Below are 24377 nucleotides of genomic sequence, written 5' to 3' on the forward strand. Positions count from 1 at the left end.
CACTTGTTTATCAGGCTTTTGAGGTTTGGGCGAAAATGTCGTCGTCAGGCAACAGTTCGTCGTCCAGATCGATCACTTCAGCGTTGCTGTCGAACTCCATCGCCGGAGTGGTGGCCATGGCTTGGCGCGCGGCATTGGCGCGACCTTCCGACATATCCTCTTCTGGCAGTTTGAAACCGGCTACGGATTCACGCAGGTCGAGTGCCATCTCGGCAAGGTTACCAATCGATTGAGCGGTAGCGGAGGTACCGGCAGAGGTTTGGGTAGTAATTTCCTGAATAACATTCATCGTGTTAGAGATGTGACCCGCCGATGATGCTTGTTGGCGTGCCGCGTTGGAAATGTTCTGGATCAATTCCGCCAAGCTTGACGATACGTTTTCAATTTCTTCCAGTGCCACACCCGCATCCTGTGCGAGGCGTGCACCGCGCACCACTTCAGAAGTGGTTTGTTCCATCGAAATTACCGCTTCGTTGGTATCGTTCTGAATGGTTTTTACCAGCGCTTCAATCTGCTTGGTTGCCGCAGCGGAACGTTCCGCAAGGCGTTGAACTTCGTCCGCTACCACCGCGAACCCGCGGCCTGCGTCACCGGCCATAGATGCCTGAATTGCTGCGTTAAGTGCGAGGATGTTGGTTTGGTCGGCAATGTCGTTAATCAAACTTACGATATCACCGATCTCTTGTGACGATTCACCGAGGCGCTTAATACGTTTGGAGGTGTCTTGAATCTGCTCGCGGATGGTATCCATCCCGTGGATAGTGTTTTGTACCACTTTAGCGCCGTTGCCGGCGATAGATACCGCGCGTTCCGCTACCGCTGCCGATTCGGCGGCGTTGGCAGATACCTGGTCAATGGTCACGGCCATTTCATTTACCGCCGCCGATGCACCGGCAATTTCTTGCGCTTGGTGTTCAGATGCTTCAGCGAGATGCAATGCAGTTTGCTGGGTCTCTTGCGCAGCGGCCGATACGTTTACCGCGGTTTCGTTGATTCGCGCTACCAGAATCCGCAGCTGGTCGATGGTGAAGTTAATAGAGTCAGCAATCGCACCGGTGAAGTCCTCGGTTACGGTTGCAGTAGTGGTCAAGTCACCGTCCGCGAGGTCGGCCAATTCATCGAGCAGACGCAAAATCGCCGTTTGGTTGCGTTCGTTGGTATCGGCGGTTTCGTCAGCGCGTTTACGGGCGCCCATGTACTGGTTGAAACCTAGGAAGAATAACGAGCCGAGAGTTATTGCGGCCAAAATAATAACTGTTGTGTTATTGATGAGCGGGCGGCTATCGGCCTGATTTGAAATCTTATCGGCAATAACTGCCAGACTTTGCAGCAGTTGTGGCGTATCGTTCAGCAGTGCATCAGATGCCTGACGGGCGCGGGTCAGGGTAGTTGAACCTTCAACCATCTCTTGGATCGATTTGTTCACCCCTTCAAACAGGGTGGTAATTTGCTCGAGACTGGCGCGCGCTTGAGGGTCAGATACACGGGTAATACGCAGGGCAGGGTCGCCGTCTTTCATTGCAGTAAGTACGCGGGCGTAGAAGTTAGCGTCGCGGTTGAACTGATCGGCAGCATCACCTGAGTCGGCGTCACCGCGCAGCATTTTATCTACGTTACGACCGATACGCTCGGCGCGCCAGGATAGTAGCTGGGCTTGAATCGCTTGGTCTGCAGGTGCGCCGGATTCGAGCAAGATATCTACGATATTGTTGTGTTCAGTCTGCAGGGTCGGCAGGTTGTCGTTCAGGGTATTACCCACGTTGTTGAGCGATACAATCAGGTCTTTGTTGGTCGCAATTGCCTGGGCGTTGGTTTTTACCCGGTTCCAGATAGCGCCAAAGTTGTCGAACTCAGAGCTCAGTGTTTTTTGGGTGCGCTCGTCGCTGTTGCGCAGCATATCCCAAGTGCCGCCCATGCTCTGCACCACGCCGGTCAGTTCACCGAAAGCTTTTTCATCGCCCGAGGTGGCATCGCGTGAGAGCGAGGTCAATCGATAGGCTTGCGCACGCAAGTCGCCCGCCTGTTGCAGATAGCGCTGGTCGTTGCTCTTGCCCTGGTTGATCAGGAACAACAGTACCATTGCAGCGGCAAATGAAACCACCAGCAAGACCGCAGCGATAATAGTCGTCGGTTTTGCTTTGAAGGCGGCAATCTTTGAATCAGTTTTCATCTAAGCACTCCTAACCAGCGTTCGGTTTTATTTTTTCTATCCACTGCGTTTTTCACACTAGGTAAAAAACTTCAAATTGACTCTCAATCTAACATTTGGGCGTAATGGTTGTGGTCTATCTATAAGCTACGCTTTTGCCGCATTAGTAAAACGCGGATCTTCCGCCAGCAGGGCAGGACGGAACAGCGACCAGCGCTCCCCTCCCTGAGGATAACTACCGGTAACAAATGGCAAAATAGAGCTTGCTACAGCACCGGGCTGTTCACTGTATTCATCCATGGGAAAGTGTTGCATGCCAAACACCTGGTCGACGATAAGGCCGGAGTAGAGTGTTTCGGTTTCCAATATCAATACCCGGCGGTGTTTGCGTGTACCGCCTAGTCGATCGCCAAAAAACATCGCCAAATCAAATAGTGGTAACAACCGGCCGCGCACGTTGGCAACGCCTTTTACCCAAGGTTGCACACCGGGCAAATGGGTGTGGTTGGGTACTTCCAGCATTTCTGAAATTTCACCAATAGGCACTACAAAATAGCTGCCCATCAGCGCAAAACCGATACCGCTCCAATGGGGGCGTATATCCGCCTGTGCGGGCAGACCGCGTGCAGCGGCGCGGCTGCGCTGTGCCAATGTGAGCAGGGCCTGAAAGGCGGCCTGGGGTTCTGACATAAATCTATCCGTAACTGTCGCGCATCAACACTCAGGGCTCAACATAAAGCCGATTTAATCAATGGTCAGTGATGATGCTTGTTGTTATTGTCTCTATCATCCCTGTAGCTTGTGAACTTATCCTTTGGTTAGCGCAATACTTCGGCCATCGCGGCCATCAACACTTCTTGTGTAATCGGTTTAGACAAATAAGCTTTTGCACCTTGGCGCATGCCCCAAACACGATCGGTTTGCTGGTCTTTAGTGGTAACGATAATAACGGGAATGTGAGCGGTTTCAGGGGTTTTTGACAATTGACGGGTTGCCTGAAAGCCGTTGAGGCCAGGCATAACAACATCCATCAGGACAACATCGGGCAGCTCTTTTTGCGCCATCACAATACCTGCTTCGCCGTTGTCGGCGGTCATGACCACATGGCCATTCTTTTCCAGCATGCTAGTGAGCTTGTAAGTCTCGGTTGGCGAATCGTCAATAATCAATACTCTGGCCATAAATGCTCCAAAAAAACGAATAATTGTTCCGCAGGCGATGCGGTGAGTGTTAAACAGTCCTTTGGATGTCGATCCAGACTATTACTCAGGTGACACCGGGAGCGTGTAGCGCGTTAGTAACAGTCAAAACCCCCACTAAGCGTATCTGGGATACGTTTATATTCAAGAGGCTTTTAAATGCTTGACGTGCGCTTCGATAGCGCCGAGTAACTCGCTTTTGCTAAACGGTTTGGTGAGGTACTGATCGGAGCCAACAATGCGACCTTTGGCTTTGTCAAACAGACCATCTTTACTGGATAGCATGATGACCGGAGTGGTCTTGAATTCGCTGTTATTTTTGATCAGGGCACAAGTTTGATAGCCGTCGAGGCGCGGCATCATGATGTCCACAAAAATAATATCAGGGCGGGTATCGGCAATTTTTGCCAGAGCATCAAAACCATCGGTGGCGGTGATGACCATGCAGCCCGCTTTTTTGAGCAGTGTTTCAGCCGTGCGCCGGATGGTTTTGCTATCGTCGATAACCATCACTTTGAGGCTTTCGTAAGTTACTTCCATACTCTGACCTTGCCTTTTGTTATTGCCGTAGTTGCCAGATATACACGTTGGTTGGTGAAACTTGAGTAACGCTTGAAGCTTGTGTTGCAGTCACTTATTAAAATCGGCGTCAAAATAACGCCACCAGTGAAAACGAACTTTTAACACAGTTTTTAAGGTTATGCCATAACTAGTTGAATATATGAGTAATCTATTCCGATTTTGAATTTTTTAGAGCGGAATAATCTGTCGGTAATAACCTTGCTTTAATTGCCCTCAGGACTTAACTTTAGCCCGCCGCACAGAGTCCGGCAATTTATTTGCGCTTCTGCTGCATAACTTTCTGTTGATCTAATCTAGGCAATCGCTATGGCAATCTCTCTCGGCGTGGTAATGGACCCTATCGCGGATATCAAATTTTATAAAGATACGACTCTGGCGCTGTTGCTTGCAGCACAGGAGCGCGGCTGGGATTTGCATTACATGGAGCAGCGCGATCTTTATTTGTTGCAGGGCGAGGCGCGGGCAAATACCCGCAACCTGTTTGTCGCCGACAATGGCGATAGTTGGTTTGAGTTGGGATTGCACGAAGATAAAAAGCTCGGTGATCTGGATGTGATCATCATGCGCAAAGACCCCCCCTTCGATAACGAATACATTTACAGCACCTATATTCTTGAAGCTGCGCAGAATCAGGGCGCACTTGTGGTAAACGATCCACGTAGCCTGCGCGATTGCAACGAGAAAATTTTCGCCACCCAATTTCCCCAGTGTTGCCCGCCGGTCTTGGTTAGCCGCGACATGCTGCGCCTGCGCGATTTCCACCGCAGCCATGGCGATGTGATATTTAAACCACTCGACGGCATGGGCGGCAGCCGTATTTTCCGCTGTCGTCAGGATGACCCCAATGTCGGTGTAATTCTGGAAACCCTGACGGAATTTGGCAGCCAGAGCATTATGGCGCAGCGTTATATCCCGGCGATCAGCGAGGGCGATAAACGTATTTTGGTGGTCGATGGCGAGCCAGTTCCCTACTGCTTGGCGCGCATTCCTGCCCAAGGTGAAACACGTGGTAATCTGGCGGCGGGCGGAAGTGGTGTGGCTCAGCCATTGACCGATCAGGACTACTGGATAGTCGAGCAGCTGGCGCCGACGCTCAAAGCCAAGGGCCTGCTATTTGTCGGTTTGGATGTGATCGGTAATTATTTGACCGAGATTAACGTCACTAGCCCCACCTGTGCGCGAGAAATCGATAAGGCCTACAACACGGGAATTGGGTCACGGCTAATTGATGCCATAGAGCGTAAATTAGCGGCGCATTAATCAGCCCCAATGGCTGACCCGTTGAATAACAGAGTAGAGCGAATGAATCAGGCCGTTGCCTTGGAAGAAGAAACCCTAGCCGTGCCGCCGGTTGATACCGGCGATCGGCTGAGTTTTACTTTATTTTTGGCGATCGCTCTGCACGCTTTCCTGATATTGGGGTTTAGTTTTAAGCTGCCTGATCACAGTAATAAGTCACAAACAATTGAAATTACTTTGGCGACTCATAAATCGCTGAAAGCGCCAGAGAATGCCGATTTTCTGGCGCAGCACAATCAAGAGGCGAGCGGCACACTGGATGAGGCCAAGCAGCTTACTGCCGAGAAACAGGCTGAATTTGCCGATACCCAAGTGCGTGAGGTGAATCCGGTGCCACAGCAACAAGCCGCATCCACCAAGAAAATCAAAGAGCAACAGCTGCTCTCAACCACCGCCAAAAGCACCCAAACCACCCAGTTAAAATTAAATCCAGATGAGCGAGAAGAGCGTGAAGTGCTGGAAGGGTTAACTGAAGATCAGCCGCTAATCTCGTCCGAAATTGCCAGTTTGCAAGCCAAGTTGGATAAGCAGCGGCAGGAATACGCCAAGCGGCCACGGGTGCGTACACTTACCTCAGTCTCGACTAAAGAATCCTTTGATGCCAAGTACTTGCATGAGTGGGGCGCCAAAATTGAGCAGGTCGGCAACCGCAACTATCCCAAGGAAGCGTTAAGCCGTCATATCACCGGTCACTTGCGTTTATCGGTGGTGATTAATCCCGACGGCACTATTTATGAAATCAAAGTGCTGCAATCTTCGGGACAGCGCATTCTCGATGATGCCGCGCGGCAAATTGTGCGCTTGGCAGCCCCGTTTGCGACATTTCCGGCCGAAATTCGCAAGCACGCCGACCGTCTGCAGATTATTCGCACCTGGAATTTTGAGATTACTGGCAAAAACTCAACTATTACCACGTCCGCCAACTGAATAATAGGCTAATTAATTTAGCCCACTCGCTTGTTTTACCTTCGTAAGGCCTCATACTAAATCCATGAACGAAAAAATCACTTTTAATGATTACGATGAGCTTACCCCCGGCAGTTTGCGCGACCATTTTTTGATCGCCATGCCGGGTTTAAACGATTCATCCTTTGCCCACACAGTGACTTACATTTGTGAGCACAGCGACAAGGGTGCCATGGGGGTGGTGATCAATACCGCCACACCTATGCTGCTGAAAGAAATCTTCTCGCAGATGGATTTGGATGACCTTTCTGACCAGGGCGACCAGATTGTCATGAGTGGTGGGCCGGTGCAGCCCGAGCGCGGCTTTGTGCTGCACAGCAATGAAGCCAAATGGCAATCTACGCTGGAAATCTCTCCCGACGTTAGCCTCACCGCTTCGCGCGACATTATTGCCGCCCTTGCTGAAGGCCGCGGCCCCAAGCAGTGCTTGATCGCGCTGGGTTATGCGGGTTGGGGTGAAGGTCAGTTGGAGGCGGAAATCGCCGCCAATAGCTGGTTGACCGTACCTGCCGATAAAAACATTATTTTCAATACGCCGTTTGAAGAGCGCTGGACATCGGCAGCGCTGGCGTTGGGTATTGATGTCAATTTAATTTCCAGTACCGCTGGCCACGCTTAGTGTGTTAGATCCGCGAGACTTAAATCTGTTTGTAACCCTATGATTAAAACTCTGCTTGCCTTTGATTACGGCACCAAAAATATTGGTGTCGCTTCTGGTCAAACCATCACTCGCTCGGCCAATTCACAGGTTGCACTCAAAGCTAAAGATGGCATTCCGGATTGGAATCAAATTGAAAAATTATTAAAAGATTGGCAGCCTGATTTGGTTTTGGTTGGCTTGCCGCTAAATATGGACGACAGTGAAAGTGAACTCAGCGCGCGCGCGCGTAAATTCGCCAACCGTTTGCATGGTCGTTTTGGCGTGAAAGTAGAGATGGTGGATGAACGCCTGAGTAGCTTTGAAGCAAAAAGTGAAGTGATGGAGCGCGGCGGTTCGCACGATTACAAAAATAATCCGGTCGATTCAATTGCTGCGCGATTAATTTTGGAGAGTTGGATGGAGCGCAATCAACCGCAATAATATTTGAATAAAGCCATAAAAAATGCCGGATGATTTCCGGCATTTTTTATGGAGCGGAATATATTATTAAAACATCTTACCGCGATTGTTTTGCTCATCGCTTTGAATCGACAAGCTATCAGCCGCGTGGGACAAATAACTCGCATCGGTTTCCGAGCCGAGTTTGATCATCAGACGCAAATCGTTAGGTGAGTCGGCGTGCAACAACGCATCTTCGTACGTAATTTCACCGTTGTCGTAAAGTGCATAAAGCGCTTGGTCAAAGGTCTGCATGCCCAGCTCAGTCGAGCGCTTCATCAATTCTTTCAAGTCTGACACTTCACCTTTGCGAATTAAATCCTGCGCCAGCGGGGTATTGATCATAATTTCCAAACAAGCGCGGCGGCTATTGCCATCCGGTGTGGGAATTAATTGTTGCGCCACAATCGCTTTTAAGTTGAGCGATAAATCCATCCACAATTGGCGATGGCGATCAGCAGGGAAAAAGTGAATGATCCGGTCGAGCGCTTGGTTAGCGTTGTTGGCATGGAGTGTACAGAGACATAGGTGACCAGTTTCCGCAAATGCAATCGCGTGGTCCATGGTTTCGCGTGAGCGCACCTCGCCGATTAGGATTACATCGGGTGCCTGGCGCAAAGTATTTTTCAACGCGACTTCAAAAGATTCAGTATCAATACCCACTTCGCGCTGGGTGATAATGCAACCCTGATGTTGGTGGATAAATTCAATCGGGTCTTCAATTGAAATGATATGGCCCTTGGAGTTTTGGTTGCGATGGCCGATCATGGCGGCGAGTGAAGTCGATTTACCGGTACCGGTCGCACCCACAAAAATAATCAGGCCGCGTTTGGTCATTGCCAACTCTTTAATAATTTCTGGCAGGCCTAAATCATCGGGCGCAGGGATTTTAGTTTCAATCCGGCGCAATACCATGCCGGCCAAATTGCGTTGATAAAAGGCGCTGGCACGGAAGCGGCCAATACCGCGTGCGCTCACCGCAAAATTCAATTCTTTTTTATCGATAAATTCTGCGCGCTGTTTTTCGTTCATCACACTCAGCACCAGCTCGCGTGCTTTTTCTGGTGCCAGTGGTGTGGCAGTGACAGGCACCACCTTGCCGTGGACTTTGATCGAGGGCGGTACGCCGGCAGTAATAAATAAATCCGACGCGCCCTTTTCTACCATCAAGGATAATAACCGATCAAAATCCATAACAATGCACCTTAAAAATTATTGAAACGTTGTGCTGCAAATAGGAAACAAAATGAGATATTTCCCAGAATGTTTGATTAAAAATTCTCGGGAAATTTGGCTTTGCCTTTAGCGGCCTCGCGGCTGATGATACGGCGTGACACCAAATCAGCCAAACACTGATCCATGGTCTGCATGCCAAGCGATGCACCAGTTTGAATTGCCGAGTACATCTGTGCCACCTTGTCTTCACGGATCAGGTTACGAATCGCCGCTGTGCCACGCATAATTTCGTGCGCTGCCACCCGGCCACCGCCATTTTTCTTCATCAGTGTTTGCGAAATTACTGCTTGCAGCGATTCCGACAGCATCGAACGCACCATGGATTTTTCGTTCGCGGGGAATACGTCCACGATACGGTCGATGGTTTTGGCCGCAGAGGTGGTGTGCAGGGTGCCAAATACCAAGTGGCCGGTTTCAGCGGCGGTGAGTGCCAAACGAATAGTTTCCAAATCGCGCATCTCACCTACCAGAATAATATCCGGGTCTTCCCGCAGTGCGGAGCGCAGCGCTTCACTAAAGCCGTGGGTGTCGCGGTGTACTTCACGTTGGTTGACCAGACATTTTTTTGATTCGTGTACAAATTCGATCGGGTCTTCAATGGTCAGTACGTGTTCGTATTTGTTGTCGTTGATGTAGTCGATCATCGCCGCGAGGGTAGTGGATTTACCTGAACCGGTCGGCCCGGTCACCAGCACCAAGCCACGCGGTACCGCGCAGATATCGCGGAACACATTGCCCATGCCCAGCTCTTCCATAGTGAGTACTTTGGAGGGAATGGTACGAAATACGGCGCCAGAGCCGCGGTTTTGGTTAAAGGCGTTCACCCGGAAGCGCGCCACACCGGGCACTTCAAAGGAAAAGTCAGTTTCCAGGAATTCTTCGTAGTCCTTGCGCTGCTTGTCATTCATAATGTCGTAAATCAAACCGTGTACCTGCTTGTGCTCCATCGGCGGCAGGTTGATACGGCGCACATCGCCATCGACACGAATCATCGGCGGCAGACCCGCCGAGAGGTGCAAGTCAGACGCGCCTTGTTTGGCGCTAAAGGCCAGGAGTTCGGTGATATCCATCAGAGCAACCTTTTGTTATTCGTCTGCAGCGCAGACCTTGTGGGCAATTACAGAGATTTTTAAGAAAACGGAATATGCACAAGATAGACGACCAGCTCGCGAAAGTCACCGCACGAATTCATCAAGCCGCTAATGCCGCCGGACGAAATCCGCAAACTGTGCAGTTGATCGCGGTGAGTAAAACCCAGCCTGCACAAGCCTTGGCCGAAGCTTACGCTTGGGGGCAGCGCGCGTTTGGTGAAAACTACCTGCAGGAGGCACTCGACAAACAAATCGCTCTGCACGCACTGGCGGGGATTGAATGGCACTTTATCGGCCCCATTCAATCCAACAAGACGCGCCCAATAACGGAGCACTTTGCCTGGGTACATTCGGTCGACCGGTTGAAAATCGCCCAGCGCCTGAATGACCAGCGCCCCGCAGAGCTGCCGCCACTGAATATCTGTGTGCAAGTAAATATAGACGATGAAACCACCAAGTCAGGTGTTAGCCTTGCACAATTGCCCGCATTAGTGGCGGCGATAGGCCAGTTGCCGCGTCTAAAGCTGCGCGGTTTGATGGCCATACCCGCTGCGACTAACGACCCAACCCAGCAGCGCGCCGCTTTTGCCAAATTGCGCAGCGCCCGCGATGAGTTGAATGCGCAGGGCTACAGCCTCGATTGCTTGTCGATGGGCATGTCCGGCGATATGGACGCTGCCATTGCTGAAGGCGCAACCTTTGTGCGGGTTGGCACCGATATATTTGGCGCGCGCTCCAGCGCAAAACGATAATTTTTTAACGTTAAGGGTTTAGTGTGAAGACATCCAAGATTGCATTTATCGGCGCGGGCAATATGGCCAAGGCGATTATCGGCGGTTTGCTGGCGGAAGGTTTTACCGCCGCACAAATCAGCGCCGCAGGTCCGCGTTTGGAAACGCTCAATAAAGTAGCTAATGAATTTGGTATTGCGATTAGCACCGATAATGCTGCAACCGCGGCGAATGCCGATGTGATTGTGCTGGGGGTAAAGCCGCAGATGCTAAAAGAAGTTGCGCTCGGTTTGCGCGAATCCTTGACCCATAAACCGCTGATTATTTCGGTTGCGGCAGGTATCACCACCGCGAGTATCGCCAGCTGGTTGGGTGAAGATCAGGCAATTGTGCGCTGTATGCCTAATACACCATCGCAATTGCGCGCCGGTGCCAGCGGATTGTTTGCCAATAGTTTGGTGAGCGATGCACAAAAATCGGCGGCCAACGCAATTCTCGGCGCGGTTGGTATAGTGCAATGGCTGGACGATGAGAATTTATTAAACGCGGTCACCGCCGTTTCCGGTTCCGGACCAGCGTATTTTTTTCTTATGATGGAGGCGATGATCGACGCGGGTGTTGAACTGGGTTTAACGCGCGAATGCGCAGCTGAGTTAACCTTGCAAACGGCGTTGGGCGCCGCCATGCTCGCCAAAGAAAGTGAACTGGATGTAGCCGAATTGCGCCGCCGTGTCACCTCACCCAAGGGAACTACTGAGCAGGCCATTTTGTCGTTTGAGCAAGATCAACTGCGTGGGACTGTGTTAAAAGCCATGAGTGCCTGTTCCAATCGCGCCGTGGAACTGTCTGAACTCTTGGGCAAATAAATCGCGTAAGCTATTTTGCATTGCACTTGTTATTGAAATAAATCACCGGAGATATTCATGTTCGCCAACATTTTGCATTTAATTGTTTATAGCCTGATGTCGTTGTTTCTTGTGATTGTTATTTTGCGCTTTTTACTGCAACTAGTGCGCGCCGATTTTTACAACCCTGTTTCGCAAGCCATAGTCAAAATCACTATGCCAATGCTAAAACCTCTGCGCAAATTTATTCCCAGTGTGTTGGGGGTTGATACGGCATCAATCGTGCTCATTATTTTGGTGCAACTGCTTGCCACTACAATTTTGTCGATGATCGCGGGGGCGCCCGGGTTAATTTTGAATCCGCTGCCGATCATTGTGTGGGGCATAGTGGGTGCGCTTACTATCATTTCCAGTATATTTTTCTGGTGCATGATTATTAGCATTATTGGCAGTTTTATTGCGCCATTTAGCAGTCACCCATTACTAATGCTTGCCAATCAAATCATTAATCCACTTACTGCTCCAATCCGCAAAATTATCCCGCCACTGGGCGGCGTGTTGGATATATCGCCGATCATTATTTTGCTCGGTTTGCAAATCGTCAATATGTTGATTGCGCGTTTGGCTAATGCTGTGGGTGTATATCCGCAGTTGGTGTTGGGTTATTGGTAAGTCTGCCGCCGGTTAGCGTGCGCAGAAGCTTACCAAAGACAAAACTCAGCATGTTCAATGAAGCGATGACAGGTAGTCATCGATTTCGCGTTGAATTTTAAAGCGGCGTTTACCCTGTTTTTCTTTTGGGCGACTGAGGTGTTCATGATGAAATAAAAAATCATCTTGGTCATCGCGGCCAGTGCTGAAGCCTTTAGGCAAGCCTTGTTTTTTAAGTTTTGCTTTTGATGTTGCTGGATTCATTGGTTGTCCCTCATAGTTAATTGAGTGGTGCTCATCCGTGAGCGGTAACAGCTCCAAGTAAAATTGTTGTGTTAGTGGCGCGCGTCCAAATAGGCATCAATTTCTTTTTTGGCTTCATCTTTGGTCTTGCCGTACTTCTCTTGCAGTACGCCAACAAAGCGTTCGCGACTACCATTAATACGATCAAAATCATCATCTGTAATGTCGCCCCATTTTTTTTGAATAGAGCCTTTCATCTGCTTCCATTTTCCTTCTACTATGTCACTGTTCATAAAAAATTCCTCAATAGTCAGGTTAAAAATATTGGCATGTTGATGAATGTCCCTATCGATTGCGTTCACCATACTGTTTATTTCCAACAACTCAGTTGCTGTTAATAAAAGTCACTGAACATCCGGTGGTAAGTTGAAGATTGCAAGCAAGATGCCAATATTTATGTTGTTGTTTTTAAAAAGAATTTAATTATTTTTTAAATGGTATAGTGTTGAAAAAATTACAACCGCTGAGGTTTTTTTCAAAAGGAATCAGTATGTATGCAGTCATTTTTCACGCTGAAGTTGCACAGCTTGATGAGGAGTATTTTGCGGCGGCTAAACAGCTGCGCGAGTTGGCGATGACGCAGTATGGCTGCCTTGATTTTGTCGCCACTAGCGAAGGTAGTCGTGAAATAGCAATATCCTATTGGCCGAGTCTCGACCACATCAAATACTGGCAGCAAAATGCCGCCCATCTGCAAGCGCAACAGCAGGGAAGGGCGCGCTGGTATAAATCGTATAAAGTAGAAGTGGTTGAGGTGTTACGCACTTACAATTTCCCCCTTGCGGGATAGCTATCGTTGCCTTTCTTTGTTCTTCCTTGGCGTCTAGGCTCAGTTAACCTTGGCTGCCTATTTATCAAAATAATGAATCCAAAATCTATCTTGAACCGTAGAGCAGTTGTACGCGCCCTATTCTGTCGGAGTACAGGGGCTTAAAAGAAACCATAACAACGAGCATACCTATGGAACATGATGATTTTATCTACTTGCTCAGCGCCACCGCGCAGGGCGATAAGTTGGCGTTTGCCGATTTGTATCGACAATCCTCTGCCAAGTTATATGCCGTGAGTTTGCAGATGTTGCGGCGGCGCGATTTGGCGGAAGAGGCTGTGCAAGAAGCCTTTGTGCGAATCTGGCACAACGCCGGCGATTACCAGCAGGAAAAGGGCACGGTGTTAACCTGGATGATTAGCATAGTGCGCTATCGTGCGTTGGATATGCTGCGCGCCACCAAAAGCCGCCGCGAAACCAGCGATGACCAGCTAGAGGAAGCCAGCCACGATCAAACCCCGGAACAGGAGCTATATGAGCAGCGCGACAGAGTAAAAATCGACCACTGCATGGATGGCCTTGAGGGAAGTCAGCGTCAGGCAATTGAACTGGCTTACTTTCGCGGCCTCACCCATATGGAGGTTTGCGATCAAATGGCGACGCCACTGGGCACCATTAAAACCTGGATTCGTCGTGGTCTGGAACGTTTAAAGAGGTGTATCGAAGCATGAACTATTTAACTGATGAACGACAACACGCGCTTTCGTCCGAGTATGTATTAGGCAGTTTGCATGGTTCAGCACGGGTGCGTTTCCAGCGCTTACTGATGCAACATAACAGCCTGCGGCGCACGCTCTGGCATTGGGAGAGTCGCTTAAACGAGCTGGGCGGTGCGCTGCCAGAGGTACAGCCAGCGCCAGAGGTATGGGAGCGAATCCAGATGCGGTTAGGATTTATCGCTCCCACCGCCGGCACCAATGTCGTGAGTTTGCCGCAGCGCAAACCGCGCGGGTTGCAATGGTTGGCAGGCTTATCCGCTGCCGCTGCAATCCTTATGGCGGTGCTGCTGGTGAATCTACAGCCCGTTGATCCAGTAATGCCGGGGCAAATTGCCGTAGTGCAAAGTGAAAAGGCTCAGGCACTGTGGTTGATTGAACTGCGCGACGATCAATTGCTCGTCACCGCAACCGATAAGTTCAAAGCGCTGGATAATCAGGACTACGAATTGTGGATGGTCGCCGCCGATGGTCGCCCGCCTATTTCACTGGGTTTGTTACCCAAACAGGGCAAGCTGAGTTTGCCGCGCTCAGTGCTGTTTGATCAGCTGCAAGTCGCCGCGCTCGCGGTGAGTTTGGAACCGCTGGGCGGATCGCCGAATGGCCAGCCGACGACGGTGTTGTATACGGCGGAACTGGTGGCGATCTAAGTGTTTTTAAAGGGACAAAAAAGTTAGACTTCCCTATTGCCCGGCAAGTGACCAAATACCATCTGCCGGGCAATTTTTAGATGAGCTAACAGGTTACAGGATGTTAATAGATGAAAATTTTACCGACTGAATTTGATGGAAAACCAATTCGTCGCGTTTATGACGAAGCAACCGAAACTTGGTGGTTTTCGGTGATTGATGTGGTCCAGGTGCTGACCCAGCAGGCCGATTATCAAACCGCGCGCAAATATTGGAACAAGCTAAAAGAGCGGCTTAACAAAGAGAGCAGTCAGTCGGTGACAAATTGTCACCGACTGAAATTACCCGCTGCAGATGGTAAAAAGTACCTGACGGATGTTGCTACCGCTCAAACTTTACTGCGTTTAGTGCAATCTATCCCCAGCCCCAAAGCTGAGCCCATCAAACTATGGTTGGCAAAAGTAGGGTATGAGCGGATGCAAGAAATGTCCGATCCAAGCTTATCGCTGAATCGTGCCCGTGAAACTTGGCAGCAGCAGGGGCGCAGCGAGAAATGGATTCAGCAACGTATGACCGGTCAAGAGACGCGGAACAAGCTAACTGATTACTGGGCAACTCATGGCATTAATAAAGGCGACGAATTTGCTATTTTGACCAATATCATTCATCGCGAGTGGGCCGAGGTAAATATCAAAGAGCATAAGGTGTTAAAAGGCCTTGAATACCAAAATCTGCGCGATCATATGAGCGAAGCGGAATTGATTTTTACCGCACTTGCGGAATTATCTACGAGGCAAATTGCGGAAGCAGAAGACGCAACGGGTATTGATGAAAACAAAGTTGCCGCAACCCAGGGCGGCGGTATTGCTAAACAGGCGCGCAAATCTTTGGAGCGAAAAACCGGAAAGTCGGTTATTACGGAGACTAATTTTTTACCTCCCGCTATCAAGACACTAGAATCCAAACCGACTGAAGAGTAGTTTCTAAATTCCCTCAACCCCGCATCACGCGGGGTTTTTTATCCCCATAAAAAATATATTTACTAAATATCAAAATAATCACAAAAAGTTGAATCCAAAACTCCAGTTGAGCCGTTTGGTTGATGTAAGTCACCTAAACCCATGGAGTCAACGATGAAACATAAATACTTATCAGCTGTAATCGGTACCCTCTGCGCGAGCTTGCTCGCTACCGGCTGTTTTGCATCCAGTCACCGCGAAGCACCGAATATCACCCGCTCACCCGCTCTCGATTCAACGGACTTTTATGCGTTCAATAGTTATGAGCCAGGCCGTGCTGATTTTGTCACTTTGATCGCCAACTATATTCCGCTGCAAGATGCTTACGGCGGCCCCAATTATTTCGCGATGGATCCTCACGCGGTTTACAGCATTCATGTGGATAACACCGGTGATGCAGTAGAAGATCTGACGTTTGAATTTCGTTTTAGTCAGGCACTTGCTGGCGGTGAAGGCGTGAAATTGACGGTAGGCCCGGAAGGTAATAGCCGCGCTGTCGCAGTGCCGTTGAAAAATGTGGGCGGTATCAGCGCAAGCGATATGTCCGCCGTAAATTTTAGCGAGAGCTACAACATTAAAGTGCGTAGTGGCGATCGCAAAACTGGCACCCGTATGGATGTTGCCATGGCGTCGGGCATGGGCACCACGTTTAAAAAGCCGCTCGATTATATCGGCAATAAAACCTTCACCTCACCCGCTGGTTACGCAAGCTATGCCAATAGTTTTGTGTACGAAATTGCAATTCCCGGTTGTAACACCAATGGCCGCGTATTTGTTGGCCAACGTAAAGACCCCTTCGTAGTGAACCTCGGCAAAACATTTGACTTGGTCAATTATGTTCCCGTTGAAGGCGATAGCGCGCCCGGTGCTGGTGACGGCGGTGGTTTCCCCGGCGGTATTACGCAATCGGCAATGAACGATAATCTGGTCGATAAAAATGTCACCGCAATTGCGCTAGAAATTCCGAAAGCCTGTTTGGTTGGCAGCGGTAATGGTGTGATCGGTAGCTGGACAACGGCGAGCTTGCCACAAGCGCGCATTTTAAATCCGCAAGCCTCGTTTAATAAAACCGAAGTGAATGGTGGCGCGCTCACCCAGGTTTCGCGTTTGGGTACTCCGTTAGTGAATGAATTGGTCATCGGTTTAAAAGATAAAGATCGCTTCTCGTCTGCGGAACCAAAAAGCGATGGTCAGTTTGCCGATTATGTAACTCACCCATCGCTGCCGGAATTATTAAATATTTTATTTAAAGATGCAGTGAACACCACACTCGGCGCCAATCTTCCTACGCTTGCACCCACTAATTTCCCACGTATGGATTTAGTGACCGCATTCCTCACTGGTTTCCCTGGCGTAAATCAATTAAAGACCGTTACTCCGTCTGAAATGTTGCGTTTGAATACTGGCATTGCTGCCACTGCGCAAATGGACCAAAGCGCATTTGGTGTTGCCGGTAATGACCTTGCCGGTTTCCCCAATGGTCGCCGCCCTGGTGATGATGTGGTGGATATTGCATTGCGCGTGGTGATGGGCCGTTTGTGTTATCCAATTTCCGTCGGCGGTGTGGATACAGATTTGGGTTTGTGTAAGCCCGAAGATGCCAATGTAGGCAATGTTCCCTTCACTGATGGTGCACCACTTAACGCCAGCATGATGAAAAACATGTTCCCTTATTTGGCTGACCCGATTTCTGGTTCAAATTAAGGAGGCCTGTATGAAACTTCAAACTCTGGCAATTTCTTTAAGCATTGCGGTATTGGTTAGTGCATGCGGCGGTAGCGACAAAAAGAAAACGCCACCGCCAAAACTGAACACGTCGCCCATAGCGATGAGCGTGAGTGTCATGACTCAAGCTGATACACCGCTAACCGGAAAATTAATGGGCAGCGATGCTGATCAAGACATGTTGACTTACATCGTATCTGCACAGCCCACACAGGGCATGCTGATGGTGCAAGCCGATGGATCTTACACCTACACACCGAATACTGATGTGGTTGGAACGGATCAATTCAGCTTTATTGTTTCCGATGGCAAGGCAACGTCTCCCGCTGCAACGGTCAATATCACGATTGATTTATTAGCCGTTGATATGAGTGCTTATACACGTAAAGCGTTTAATCAAATGCAGAGTGATACACCACTATCGCTCAACAGTCGCACAGTGACGCAGGATGTCACCGATGAAACTGCATTTGATGATCTGTTAATGCAATAAGCACACGCGGTTTACGCTTAACGCCCGCAACGGATGGTGGGCTTTTTCCCCACGAAAAATAAAAAATCAGCGGCTGGCAATGCTGCGATTAATTAAAAAACGATTTAAATCGTTAACGACAACTTTTTGAATAGCTGATATTGCAGCGGGTGTAAAAAAATGAAAAAACCATTACAAAATGTATTTCTGTGGGCTGGCGCATGCGTCGGGCCTATTCTCAGTCACTGTGTATTCGCAGAAGCTTATACACCCACAGATCCGCAACAGATTATTGCGCAGTGGACTATTGCTACGCCGACTTCCCCCAGTTCTGTGCAAACACAACAGCGCTTGCAACCGCAAGATCCTACCAGCGTAGTGAGTTTGGCAAATCAATATTTGATTCAGGCTGCGCAGCCAGGTCAGTCGCGTCTATATGGTGTAGTTGAAGCTTTGCTAAAACCCTTCATTGAAAAAAATACACAGGATTCTTCACTGTTACTCGCCTGGGCGCAAGTGCAACAACATCAACATAGATTTGGTGTTGCACTAGACGTGTTGCAAAAAATACTCGCGCAGCAGCCGGATAACCTCACCGCAAATTTGCTCGCGGTGCGCTTGCAGTTAATTCAAGGTGACGCCATCGCCGCACAAGCGATTTGTATGCGTTTATTGGGTCACGCTGATCTGTTAACGCTAAGTGCTTGTACGTTGGAAGCGCGTGGTGCTCATGGTGGTGTCGGTACTGCCAGTACTGCCGGTGCGAAAGAATTGAGTGAAAGTTACGAGCAGTTGCAACAAATTGTTAACAGCCAAGGTTTACCGTCGGACGAGCGCGGTGTATGGATATCACAAATACTTGCTGATATGGCGTTGCGCTTAGAGAATCCTCAAGCGGCACTGAATTATTTAACTCCAATAAAAACCAAAAATTCGCTCAGCGTGTGGGTGCAATGGGCAGATGCCCACCTCGCGTTAAAAAATTATCAGCAGGTGATGGATGAAGTATCGTCGTTGATTAATACCACTACCGTAGCAGATGATGCTCTACTAGTGCGTCTTGCCATCGCGGAAAAAAATCTTGCAAGTGGAGACGAGTGGCAAGCGCAAGTGCGCGAGCGTATAGAGTTGCGTGAACTGCGCGATGACCAAGCACATGCGGCCGACCTCACTATCTATTATTTGGATGTCGCGCCTGATACTCAAAAAGCCTTGCATTGGGCAGAACGCAATTGGCAGCAGGCGCGCGAAGCCAGCGATAGACAATTATTGCTGCGTGCGCAGCAGGCGGCTGCTGTAACAACCGCTGTCGAAAAGGCGGGAGCATAATTATGCGTATGCTCGTCTTAATAATATTCAACGTCTTTACTCTTTTGTCTGCAGTATCTGCATCGGCACACCAACTAAGCACTGCTTACGCCACACTGAACCTAAATGAAAAAGGTCTGCTAACTGGAGGATGGCAAGTGCGTCTCTATGATTTGGAACAAGCCATAGGTGTCGATGTTGATGGCGATGGAAAATTACGCTGGCAGGAATTGCAAGCTCGCGCAGGTGTGGTGAATCAATATCTCTCCAGTCAATTATTGTTTAGTCGCGGCGCCAGTAAATGCACACAGGTGTTAAGTAAAGAGTGGAAAATTGATTCGCATTTTAATGAATCCTATTTGATGATTCCAATTCGGGCTCAGTGTGCATTGAGTGGTGAAATTGAAGTGACGTACAGTGCATTTTTCAAAGAAGATGCTGAACATAAATTGCTACTTAATTTGCACAGTAAATCTGCCTCTAGCAGCCGTGTGTTGAGCGACAACCAGCGTAAGATTCAATGGGATACAGCTGCAGGTAATGCATGGACAACATTTACGGAATTTGTCTACCAAGGCATGGTGCACATCTGGATCGGGCTGGATCATATTTTATTTTTACTCTCTCTCTTGTTGACCTGCGTGTTGGTTCGCCGTGGCCATCAATGGTTTGCGCAAGCGAATGTAAAACGCATTGTTATCAATACCACTTGGATGGTGACTGCATTTACGCTCGCCCATTCCATCACCCTGAGTGCTACTGCATTAGGTTTCTTACATTTTTCCAGCCGCTGGGTGGAAGTTAGCATTGCGGTGTCGGTATTGCTGGTAACGCTCAATAATGTTTTCCCGGTGGTTGTGCGCCTTGGCTGGCTTACCTTCGCCTTTGGCTTATTGCACGGTATGGGTTTTGCGGGTGTGTTGGGCGAATTAGGTTTGCCCGCCGACCAACAGATATTGAGTGTGTTGGCATTTAATCTGGGTGTGGAGATAGGGCAAATGGCCATCGTTTTACTGTTGTTACCGGTGCTTATTTTGTTGCGCAAACAAATCTGGTACGCACGCTATGCGCTAACGGGTACATCGATTGTGATTGCTTTAGTCGCCATGCAATGGGTTGTTGAACGAATTTTCAGTTAAGGAAAAAATTATGCGCAGTATCAGTGCAAGTTTAATTTTATTCAGTATTGTGCCATTGCTGGTCCCTTACACAAATGCTAATACTGTTGTGTATCCCAAAAACGAAATAGCCATGGTGGAAACGGTCAGTGTATATGGCCGTCGCATGGATCTATTGGGCTCCAGTATTTCGGCAGCAGAAGGTATGATCGGCAGCGCTGATATTGAAAATCGCCCGGTATCCCGCACTGGTGAAATTCTGGAGTTTGTTCCGGGCATGGTAGTGACACAACACAGCGGTTCCGGCAAAGCCAATCAATATTTTTTGCGCGGGTTTAATCTGGATCACGGCACTGATTTTGCAACCTCGGTGGATGCCATGCCAGTCAATATGCGCAGCCACGGGCACGGGCAGGGTTACACTGATTTAAATTTTATTATTCCGGAATTGATTCAGGATATTGCCTATCGCAAAGGCCCATATTATGCCGAGGTCGGGGATTTTTCCGGTGCGGGCGCAGCGCAGTTTTCGTTAAAAAATACACTCGATAAAAATACCCTGAGCATCACTGCGGGCGAGAACGCTTATCAGCGTTTTTATACGGCCTCTCAAATTGATTTCGCGGTAGGGCAGTTAGTGTTGGGCGCAGAGGCGCAAACTTACTCTGGCCCTTGGGCTGATATCGACGAGGACGTACACAAAACTAATTTGCTGCTGCGTTATTCATCGCGGTTTGGCGGTGGCGACTTTTCATTGACTGCGATGGGCTATCGCAATCGCTGGAATTCCGCGGATCAAATTCCGCAGCGCGCAGTAGGCCAAGGTGTGATTGATGCGTTGGGTTCGCTGGATACGGATGTAGGTGGTGATTCCAGCCGCTACAGTGTATCGAGCCAATGGATAAATCAGCAGTGGGCGATTAGCGGCTATCTAGTCGATTCGAATTTAAATTTATTTTCCAACTTTACCTATTTTCTGGATGATCCCGTCAATGGCGATGAGTTTGAACAAGTGGATGATCGCCAATTAATGGGTGGCGAAATCGTACGTAATTGGCAAGCCAATCTAGCGGGCTACGCAATCACCAATAAAGTGGGCATACAAATTCGTCACGATAAAATTGATGCAGTGGGTTTATACAAAACCCGCGCGCGTGAACGTTTGTCGGCAACACGGGTTGATGCTATTGATGAAACCTCGCTCGCGCTGTTTGCGCAAAGTGAAATTACACTGAGCGAAAAATTGCGCGCGCATTTAGGTGTACGCCATGATTATCTCACTGTCGATGTGCAAAGTGATTTTATGCGAAATTCGGGTGATGCTTCGGATGGGATGACCAATGTTAAAGGTGGCTTGAGTTACAGCATCAACGACCAGCTGGAAACCTATGTCAATTTCGGCCAAGGTTTTCATTCAAATGATGCGCGCGGTGCAACCATTGTGGTAGATCCAGTAACCGGTGAGTTGAGTGAGCCAGTGGATCTGTTATCCCGCTCGCAAGGTGCTGAAGTTGGCGCAAAATTATTTGATGACAATCGCTACAGTATTTCGGCGTCGCTCTGGGTGTTGCAATTGGACTCAGAATTATTGTTTGTGGGGGATGCAGGTAATACCGAAGCGAGCCGCGCGTCTGAGCGTTCCGGGATTGAAGTCGCGAGTTATTTTTGGTTTGCGCAGGGCTGGAGTATCGATACCGAACTGGCTTGGACTCGCTCGCGGTTTATCGGCAATGAATTGGAGGAGGGAAAATATGTAGATGGCTCCCTGCCGTTTGTTGCCAGTGCCGGGATTAGCTATGCGCCCGCTGCAACCGGTTTTCACGGCGCGCTGCGCTATCGCCATTTTGCCGCGCGAGTGCTGGACAGTTTTGACCAGCAACCATCCGGGGCGACCCAAGTGGTGAATCTCGGTTTGGGTTATCGCTGGCAGCAGTGGTCTGTGGGGCTCGATATTCTCAACCTGTTCGATAGCACCGACCACGATATAGATTATTTTTATTCCTCCCGCTTGCCTGGCGAAGCGAGCGAGGGCGTCGAAGATTTGCACTTCCATCCGGTAGAACCGCGCAGTGTGCGATTCAATTTGCAAGTCGCGTTCTGATCAAGGATCTTTCCCTCCCTGGTCACTAAATAGATACCACCCGGTGTGCAAATTGGCACTACCAGGTGGTATGCACTGGCGCCAAATGTTTCACAAAGTAGCAATCTCCCACCTTTTAGCCATCTGAAGTGACCACTCACTGCTCAAGATCTAGTCACTGGCGTAGTTTTCCGCTTTAATGTCTGCATAAAAATTATTATGTAACCTTATGCTGGTTATTTCGGTCAGTTATTAAACAGTACAAATAACGCCCTAATCGATATTGAGAACACAGCTATGGACGTACGTGCCCTGCATCGCCAAATGACCCATTACACTCGTTGGAAGCGCCAGTTAGATGAGCGTTTGCAGCGCTTTGAACTTTGGAGTCAGCAGCATGATATGTCCGGCGCGAATATGGGTAAAACCCTGCAGCGTGCACGCCAGCTATTGCGCGGCGAGAGTTTTACCATCGCCTGTGTGGGTGAGTTCTCGCGCGGTAAAACCGAATTAATCAATGCGCTGTTGTACACCGGCGGTGGTCGGCGTTTGCTGCCATCGCAACCCGGGCGCACCACTATGTGCCCTACCGAAATCTATTGGGATAGCCATCAGCCCGCCAACTGCGTGCGTTTGCTGCCCATCGAAACCCGTCGCACCAATACCAGTTTGCAGAGTTTTAAACGCATCCCGCAAAACTGGGTGGCGATTCACTTTGATGCGCAAGACCACGAGCAGACCCGCGCGGCGATCAATCAAGTGTCTGCCAGCAAACAAGTCACAGTAGCCGATGCAATCAAACTCGGTTTTGCACAGGATGAGTTAGGCGAGCGCGATGAAAATGGCATGGTCACTATCCCCGCCTGGCGCCATGCGCTGATTAGTTTGGATCATCCACTCTTGCGCCAAGGCTTACGTATTGTTGATACCCCCGGTTTAAACGCACTCGGTAATGAGCCCGAACTTACCCTCAAAACTCTACCCGATGCCCAGGCAATTTTGTTTTTGCTCAGCGCCGATGCCGGTGTCACCGCAAGCGATATGGATATCTGGCGCGAACATATTCAAGTGCTGCGCGATAACAACTGCACCGCCGTGATTGCCCTGCTCAATAAAATCGACAGCCTGTGGGATGACCTCACTCCACCACAGGAAATTGAAGCCAATGTCGATCACTTACGGAAGCTCACCGCGCGCCAGTTGGATTTAGCGCCTGAACATGTGGTGGCGCTCTCGGCCAAACAGGGGCTGCTGGGCAAAGTCGGGCGCAATCAGGCGCAGTTAGTACGCAGCAATTTCCCGCAGCTTGAACGTATGCTGGCTGAATGCGTGATGCGCAATCAGCAGCAAATTATTGGCCATCGCTTAATCGGCGACAGCTATGCGATGGTGATTAATGCGCGCAATAGTTTGCAGCGCCGCTTGGGTGAGTGCGAAAGTGAGTTGAGTGAATTGCGCGCAGTTGCACCCGAAGCAGCGGGTGAAAAATTAACTGAGTTGCGCGATACCATTCGCCGCAACCATCATGAATATCACAAACAGGCGCTGTCATTGCGCACCAGCCAGCGCTTGTTGGAATCACAAAAATTGTCGCTGCTAGGGCCGATCAGCAGCGGCTTATTGGAACAGCAAATCGCCGAGGCCCATGCGAGTCTGGCGCAGAGCTGGACTACCGTGGGGCTTGCTCGTGCCATCGGTAAATTTTTTGACGATGTAGACAGCAACCTGCGCCACTTGGAACGGGAAATCGAGCGCTGTAACCGCGTGCTTACCTCGATTTATGAGCGGCCAGAGCAAACCTTTTCGGGCGATGACCTGATCATGCGCCATCTGTTAAAAATTCAAAAACAGCGTCGCCAGTTGCGCCAGCTGCATACCCGCGCCGACGATTTCCGCAAATCACTGGCAACAGTGTTCACGCACAAAGGCGCGTTGATTAGCCGTTTTATCAATACGCTAGTGCAGGAAGTGCGCGCGGTGTATATCGAACTCAATCAGCACATCAATCACTGGATGCAAGAAGCTCTGGCACCATTGTTTCATCAAAACCAGTATCAAAAACAATTACTTGAGCATCACATGCTGCGCCTCACGCAATTGCAAACCCAGCGCAATAGCCACAGCGAACAGTTAGAATCTTTGCAGACCAATATTTACCAATTGCAAACCGCGCTGGGCAATATTGAACCGCTCTATAAAGAATTGCTGACTACACCACTGGAGCCGGAATTAATGGCTGAAGTGGAGCAAAAGGAGCAGAGTGCGCAAGTGGTATCGATCAAGCAGGGGCGGCAATCATTGCGCGGTAACTAGACCGCGCAATGGGTGCG

25 protein-coding genes are annotated in these 24377 nt (G+C 49.5%); 17 read left to right on the plus strand and 8 right to left on the minus strand.

The annotated features are described in order from the left end of the window. Nucleotides 1-10: 10 nt before the first annotated feature. From AC2CG4_RS19055 to pilG, 4 genes are all read right to left on the minus strand, one after another. Nucleotides 11-2170 carry a methyl-accepting chemotaxis protein gene (locus AC2CG4_RS19055; protein ID WP_484487775.1) on the minus strand — a complete coding sequence of 720 codons (2160 nt, stop codon included), beginning with the start codon at nucleotides 2168-2170 and terminating at the stop codon, nucleotides 11-13. A gap of 126 nt (nucleotides 2171-2296) precedes the next feature. After that, entirely contained in the window at nucleotides 2297-2839 is a 543-nt protein-coding gene (locus AC2CG4_RS19060) for a chemotaxis protein CheW (protein ID WP_484487776.1), read from the minus strand. Nucleotides 2840-2967: 128 nt separating this feature from the next. Then, nucleotides 2968-3330: a response regulator gene (locus tag AC2CG4_RS19065; protein ID WP_310068988.1), complete on the minus strand. Its 363-nt coding sequence runs from the start codon at nucleotides 3328-3330 to the stop codon at nucleotides 2968-2970. A 162-nt stretch (nucleotides 3331-3492) separates the two neighbouring features. Further along, entirely contained in the window at nucleotides 3493-3888 is a 396-nt protein-coding gene (gene pilG, locus AC2CG4_RS19070) for a twitching motility response regulator PilG (RefSeq protein ID WP_007639219.1), read from the minus strand. Between the two features lie 348 nt (nucleotides 3889-4236). Between pilG and gshB the strand changes: the two genes are divergently transcribed. The 4 genes from gshB to ruvX all read left to right on the plus strand — a co-directional run bounded on the left by gshB (nucleotide 4237) and on the right by ruvX (nucleotide 7276). After that, nucleotides 4237-5190 carry a glutathione synthase gene (gene gshB / locus AC2CG4_RS19075; RefSeq protein WP_484487777.1) on the plus strand — a complete coding sequence of 318 codons (954 nt, stop codon included), beginning with the start codon at nucleotides 4237-4239 and terminating at the stop codon, nucleotides 5188-5190. Between the two features lie 42 nt (nucleotides 5191-5232). Continuing rightward, nucleotides 5233-6156 (plus strand): energy transducer TonB, encoded by a 924-nt coding sequence (locus tag AC2CG4_RS19080; protein ID WP_062058189.1) that lies wholly within the window; start codon nucleotides 5233-5235, stop codon nucleotides 6154-6156. A 64-nt stretch (nucleotides 6157-6220) separates the two neighbouring features. After that, a complete protein-coding gene (locus AC2CG4_RS19085) occupies nucleotides 6221-6814 on the plus strand; it encodes a YqgE/AlgH family protein (RefSeq protein WP_062058192.1) in 594 nt (197 codons plus the stop codon). A 39-nt stretch (nucleotides 6815-6853) separates the two neighbouring features. Further along, nucleotides 6854-7276 carry a Holliday junction resolvase RuvX gene (ruvX, locus tag AC2CG4_RS19090; protein ID WP_484487778.1) on the plus strand — a complete coding sequence of 141 codons (423 nt, stop codon included), beginning with the start codon at nucleotides 6854-6856 and terminating at the stop codon, nucleotides 7274-7276. Between the two features lie 66 nt (nucleotides 7277-7342). Here the strand turns inward: ruvX and AC2CG4_RS19095 are convergent, their stop codons facing one another. Further along, a complete protein-coding gene (locus AC2CG4_RS19095; protein ID WP_484487779.1) occupies nucleotides 7343-8488 on the minus strand; it encodes a PilT/PilU family type 4a pilus ATPase in 1146 nt (381 codons plus the stop codon). A gap of 77 nt (nucleotides 8489-8565) precedes the next feature. Beyond that, the gene (locus tag AC2CG4_RS19100; protein WP_484487780.1) at nucleotides 8566-9600 is read right to left on the minus strand and encodes a type IV pilus twitching motility protein PilT; all 1035 of its coding nucleotides are present in this window, start codon (nucleotides 9598-9600) and stop codon (nucleotides 8566-8568) included. Between the two features lie 74 nt (nucleotides 9601-9674). Here AC2CG4_RS19100 and AC2CG4_RS19105 point away from each other — a divergent pair, with 74 nt between their 5' ends. The 3 genes from AC2CG4_RS19105 to AC2CG4_RS19115 are packed head-to-tail and all read left to right on the plus strand — an operon-like array spanning nucleotide 9675 to nucleotide 11869. Next, complete coding sequence (locus AC2CG4_RS19105) at nucleotides 9675-10373, plus strand: YggS family pyridoxal phosphate-dependent enzyme (protein ID WP_484487781.1); 699 nt, start codon at nucleotides 9675-9677, stop codon at nucleotides 10371-10373. Between the two features lie 23 nt (nucleotides 10374-10396). After that, complete coding sequence (gene proC, locus AC2CG4_RS19110; protein ID WP_484487782.1) at nucleotides 10397-11218, plus strand: pyrroline-5-carboxylate reductase; 822 nt, start codon at nucleotides 10397-10399, stop codon at nucleotides 11216-11218. Nucleotides 11219-11275: 57 nt separating this feature from the next. Further along, on the plus strand, nucleotides 11276-11869 hold the full coding sequence (locus tag AC2CG4_RS19115; protein ID WP_484487783.1) for a YggT family protein: 594 nt from the start codon (nucleotides 11276-11278) through the stop codon (nucleotides 11867-11869). Between the two features lie 54 nt (nucleotides 11870-11923). On the opposite strand, the gene AC2CG4_RS19120 is transcribed toward AC2CG4_RS19115, so the two are convergent. Both AC2CG4_RS19120 and AC2CG4_RS19125 read right to left on the minus strand, forming a co-directional pair. After that, nucleotides 11924-12112: a hypothetical protein gene (locus tag AC2CG4_RS19120; protein WP_484487784.1), complete on the minus strand. Its 189-nt coding sequence runs from the start codon at nucleotides 12110-12112 to the stop codon at nucleotides 11924-11926. Nucleotides 12113-12183: 71 nt separating this feature from the next. Further along, complete coding sequence (locus AC2CG4_RS19125; protein WP_484487785.1) at nucleotides 12184-12456, minus strand: CsbD family protein; 273 nt, start codon at nucleotides 12454-12456, stop codon at nucleotides 12184-12186. Nucleotides 12457-12641: 185 nt separating this feature from the next. Here AC2CG4_RS19125 and AC2CG4_RS19130 point away from each other — a divergent pair, with 185 nt between their 5' ends. The 10 genes from AC2CG4_RS19130 (at nucleotide 12642) to AC2CG4_RS19175 (ending at nucleotide 24360) form a co-directional block, all read left to right on the plus strand. Next, entirely contained in the window at nucleotides 12642-12941 is a 300-nt protein-coding gene (locus tag AC2CG4_RS19130; RefSeq protein ID WP_484487786.1) for an antibiotic biosynthesis monooxygenase family protein, read from the plus strand. Nucleotides 12942-13111: 170 nt separating this feature from the next. Further along, nucleotides 13112-13651, plus strand: a complete 540-nt coding sequence (locus AC2CG4_RS19135; RefSeq protein WP_484487787.1) for a sigma-70 family RNA polymerase sigma factor — start codon at nucleotides 13112-13114, stop codon at nucleotides 13649-13651. Further along, the gene (locus tag AC2CG4_RS19140) at nucleotides 13648-14346 is read left to right on the plus strand and encodes an anti-sigma factor (RefSeq protein ID WP_484487788.1); all 699 of its coding nucleotides are present in this window, start codon (nucleotides 13648-13650) and stop codon (nucleotides 14344-14346) included. The genes AC2CG4_RS19135 and AC2CG4_RS19140 overlap by 4 nt, the downstream gene beginning before the upstream one ends. A gap of 110 nt (nucleotides 14347-14456) precedes the next feature. Beyond that, a complete protein-coding gene (locus AC2CG4_RS19145; protein WP_484487789.1) occupies nucleotides 14457-15305 on the plus strand; it encodes a BRO-N domain-containing protein in 849 nt (282 codons plus the stop codon). A gap of 153 nt (nucleotides 15306-15458) precedes the next feature. Further along, complete coding sequence (locus tag AC2CG4_RS19150) at nucleotides 15459-17048, plus strand: DUF4331 domain-containing protein (RefSeq protein ID WP_484487790.1); 1590 nt, start codon at nucleotides 15459-15461, stop codon at nucleotides 17046-17048. A gap of 10 nt (nucleotides 17049-17058) precedes the next feature. Beyond that, nucleotides 17059-17562 carry an Ig-like domain-containing protein gene (locus AC2CG4_RS19155; RefSeq protein WP_484487791.1) on the plus strand — a complete coding sequence of 168 codons (504 nt, stop codon included), beginning with the start codon at nucleotides 17059-17061 and terminating at the stop codon, nucleotides 17560-17562. A 159-nt stretch (nucleotides 17563-17721) separates the two neighbouring features. Beyond that, complete coding sequence (locus AC2CG4_RS19160) at nucleotides 17722-18870, plus strand: tetratricopeptide repeat protein (RefSeq protein WP_484487792.1); 1149 nt, start codon at nucleotides 17722-17724, stop codon at nucleotides 18868-18870. 2 nt (nucleotides 18871-18872) lie between these two features. Beyond that, entirely contained in the window at nucleotides 18873-19988 is a 1116-nt protein-coding gene (locus AC2CG4_RS19165; RefSeq protein ID WP_484487793.1) for a HupE/UreJ family protein, read from the plus strand. A gap of 10 nt (nucleotides 19989-19998) precedes the next feature. After that, complete coding sequence (locus tag AC2CG4_RS19170; protein WP_484487794.1) at nucleotides 19999-22068, plus strand: TonB-dependent receptor; 2070 nt, start codon at nucleotides 19999-20001, stop codon at nucleotides 22066-22068. Nucleotides 22069-22344: 276 nt separating this feature from the next. Beyond that, a complete protein-coding gene (locus AC2CG4_RS19175; protein ID WP_484487795.1) occupies nucleotides 22345-24360 on the plus strand; it encodes a dynamin-like GTPase family protein in 2016 nt (671 codons plus the stop codon). Nucleotides 24361-24377 lie beyond the last annotated feature (17 nt).

The sequence above is a fragment of the Cellvibrio sp. ATLC23 genome (assembly GCF_057196725.1).

Excerpts from the sequence above, each read along its gene's own strand:
- AC2CG4_RS19055 (WP_484487775.1), bottom strand. The coding sequence starts at position 2,170 with ATGAAAACTGATTCAAAGATTGCCGCCTTCAAAGCAAAACCGACGACT.
- AC2CG4_RS19060 (WP_484487776.1), bottom strand. The coding sequence starts at position 2,839 with ATGTCAGAACCCCAGGCCGCCTTTCAGGCCCTGCTCACATTGGCACAG.
- AC2CG4_RS19065 (WP_310068988.1), bottom strand. The coding sequence starts at position 3,330 with ATGGCCAGAGTATTGATTATTGACGATTCGCCAACCGAGACTTACAAG.
- pilG (WP_007639219.1), bottom strand. The coding sequence starts at position 3,888 with ATGGAAGTAACTTACGAAAGCCTCAAAGTGATGGTTATCGACGATAGC.
- gshB (WP_484487777.1), top strand. The coding sequence starts at position 4,237 with ATGGCAATCTCTCTCGGCGTGGTAATGGACCCTATCGCGGATATCAAA.
- AC2CG4_RS19080 (WP_062058189.1), top strand. The coding sequence starts at position 5,233 with ATGAATCAGGCCGTTGCCTTGGAAGAAGAAACCCTAGCCGTGCCGCCG.
- AC2CG4_RS19085 (WP_062058192.1), top strand. The coding sequence starts at position 6,221 with ATGAACGAAAAAATCACTTTTAATGATTACGATGAGCTTACCCCCGGC.
- ruvX (WP_484487778.1), top strand. The coding sequence starts at position 6,854 with ATGATTAAAACTCTGCTTGCCTTTGATTACGGCACCAAAAATATTGGT.
- AC2CG4_RS19095 (WP_484487779.1), bottom strand. The coding sequence starts at position 8,488 with ATGGATTTTGATCGGTTATTATCCTTGATGGTAGAAAAGGGCGCGTCG.
- AC2CG4_RS19100 (WP_484487780.1), bottom strand. The coding sequence starts at position 9,600 with ATGGATATCACCGAACTCCTGGCCTTTAGCGCCAAACAAGGCGCGTCT.
- AC2CG4_RS19105 (WP_484487781.1), top strand. The coding sequence starts at position 9,675 with ATGCACAAGATAGACGACCAGCTCGCGAAAGTCACCGCACGAATTCAT.
- AC2CG4_RS19115 (WP_484487783.1), top strand. The coding sequence starts at position 11,276 with ATGTTCGCCAACATTTTGCATTTAATTGTTTATAGCCTGATGTCGTTG.
- AC2CG4_RS19120 (WP_484487784.1), bottom strand. The coding sequence starts at position 12,112 with ATGAATCCAGCAACATCAAAAGCAAAACTTAAAAAACAAGGCTTGCCT.
- AC2CG4_RS19125 (WP_484487785.1), bottom strand. The coding sequence starts at position 12,456 with ATGGTGAACGCAATCGATAGGGACATTCATCAACATGCCAATATTTTT.
- AC2CG4_RS19130 (WP_484487786.1), top strand. The coding sequence starts at position 12,642 with ATGTATGCAGTCATTTTTCACGCTGAAGTTGCACAGCTTGATGAGGAG.
- AC2CG4_RS19135 (WP_484487787.1), top strand. The coding sequence starts at position 13,112 with ATGGAACATGATGATTTTATCTACTTGCTCAGCGCCACCGCGCAGGGC.
- AC2CG4_RS19140 (WP_484487788.1), top strand. The coding sequence starts at position 13,648 with ATGAACTATTTAACTGATGAACGACAACACGCGCTTTCGTCCGAGTAT.
- AC2CG4_RS19145 (WP_484487789.1), top strand. The coding sequence starts at position 14,457 with ATGAAAATTTTACCGACTGAATTTGATGGAAAACCAATTCGTCGCGTT.
- AC2CG4_RS19150 (WP_484487790.1), top strand. The coding sequence starts at position 15,459 with ATGAAACATAAATACTTATCAGCTGTAATCGGTACCCTCTGCGCGAGC.
- AC2CG4_RS19155 (WP_484487791.1), top strand. The coding sequence starts at position 17,059 with ATGAAACTTCAAACTCTGGCAATTTCTTTAAGCATTGCGGTATTGGTT.
- AC2CG4_RS19160 (WP_484487792.1), top strand. The coding sequence starts at position 17,722 with ATGAAAAAACCATTACAAAATGTATTTCTGTGGGCTGGCGCATGCGTC.
- AC2CG4_RS19165 (WP_484487793.1), top strand. The coding sequence starts at position 18,873 with ATGCGTATGCTCGTCTTAATAATATTCAACGTCTTTACTCTTTTGTCT.
- AC2CG4_RS19170 (WP_484487794.1), top strand. The coding sequence starts at position 19,999 with ATGCGCAGTATCAGTGCAAGTTTAATTTTATTCAGTATTGTGCCATTG.
- AC2CG4_RS19175 (WP_484487795.1), top strand. The coding sequence starts at position 22,345 with ATGGACGTACGTGCCCTGCATCGCCAAATGACCCATTACACTCGTTGG.